Origin of the sequence: Cryobacterium sp. MLB-32 (assembly GCF_000738085.1) — a bacterium.
GTDB lineage: Bacteria > Actinomycetota > Actinomycetes > Actinomycetales > Microbacteriaceae > Cryobacterium.
Window position 1 is genome coordinate 1 of the sequence record NZ_JPRS01000618.1, and the last position, 1,451, is coordinate 1,451.

General features: G+C 56.9%; 2 protein-coding genes. Both read right to left on the minus strand.

The features are described 5' to 3' along the window. The coding region (locus tag JF66_RS25495) for a helix-turn-helix domain-containing protein (RefSeq protein ID WP_369798082.1) at positions 1-154 on the minus strand (154 nt) is incomplete at its 3' end. A 597-nt stretch (positions 155-751) separates the two neighbouring features. Beyond that, a complete protein-coding gene (locus JF66_RS20385; protein WP_035880752.1) occupies positions 752-1,165 on the minus strand; it encodes a DUF1003 domain-containing protein in 414 nt (137 codons plus the stop codon). Positions 1,166-1,451 lie beyond the last annotated feature (286 nt).

The following is a 1,451-nucleotide window of genomic DNA, read 5'->3' on the forward strand; positions in this document are numbered from 1 at the left end:
GACGAGGGATCCGACCCCCTGCTGCTTGACGCCAACGCCGTCCAGTTTGTCGATTCACTCCCACAGCATCACACGCCGCCGTCAGCCGTGACCCTTGGGCCATCAATACCCAGAACCGTGCCTGCATCTCCATCAGCTCGAACTTTGACCGCATCGACAGCACCTCTCAAAAATGGAGTGTTGCAACGACCGGTTGAACTCGCCAACCCTCACTGACACTGCGACCGCGGTCTCGCGAACTCGCCGCCTCTACGATCGGAGTGTCGCGAACCGGTCTTGATTGAAAAATTGTTGGTAGAAAAAGGTGACGCGGTTTACCGGCCATTATTTCTTCTGCCGCGTTGCGTTGGCTAGAGATGTTGTGCGTCCGGGCGGTCCCACACGAGCGTGATCGAGACACCGGTCGCCAGTGGTTCGATACGCAATGCCAGGTCAGCACCGAACAATTCTGATGTTTCCAGATCCGTCTGAGCACCCTGCGACTGCGCGACCAAGCTCTCGAGCGCGATTGCAACAGAACGTCCCCAGTCATGAGGGTGTCGGCTGGACGAAGAACTACGCGCAGTGATCAGGGCCATAGCTCATCGTGAACCGATATCAGCAGCGTGACAAGTCGCTTGATTACAAAATGAGCCCGCTGACGATTTGGGTGACCTTCGGACCTGCTCTGCAGTTCGGTTACCCGTTGCTGTGGGTCGAGTGAGGGCGAACTCCAGCAGTTCTCATTCATTTTGAAACGCAGTGATGGCTGTCAAGTCCGCGGGGTGGCGCCCATAGCTTTCAGCTCGGCTAGGATCTCAAGCTGTTGGCGGTTGATGGTCATGAGTTCCTGAATTTCTTTCTCGGCTTTCAGGTTCGTGTCGTAATCATGCTGCGCCATCACACCGGCGATGGCGTCCTGCCGTTTCGCGGCGATAAGCAAAATGGCGCCCTGCAGCCCGGCGAGCATCGAGAGGAACAGGTTGAGCAGGATGTAGGGGTAGGGATCCCAAGCCTTCGATGCCAGAACCAAAGTATTAACAGCGGCCCAGATGATCATGAAGCCGATGAAACCTCCGACGAAGGGCCAGCTTCCCATCCCGTTCCGCATGAGGTCGGCGGCCCGTTGGCCTTTGGTCAACGAGTCTTTATGCTCCTGGTGCCAAGTCTTGTTTTCATCAGTCATGGTTCAACCTAACCGGCAGCAGCCCTACCGGACGGACACACAACGAAGCAATTCAAGTGCGAAAGCCCTCACGACATGGAGCTCCAAGTGTGTCACACGGGAACCCCCTACGGGAATCAAACCTGTGACGTCTTGGAGGTGGTTTGACTAGGTTTCGGTGGGGTTGTTACGCGTCGAGCTCGGTGAGGAGAACTTGCTGCTCTTGCTGGGTGAGGCCGGATCGGCGTTCCCGATCGAGTCCGCGAGCCCGTTCATCCTTCAGCACATCCTGGAGGGTGTTCTGCAG

What these genes read in the sequence shown, in the direction of transcription:
- JF66_RS20385 (WP_035880752.1), bottom strand. Translation starts at nt 1,165, where the DNA reads ATGACTGATGAAAACAAGACTTGGCACCAGGAGCATAAAGACTCGTTG.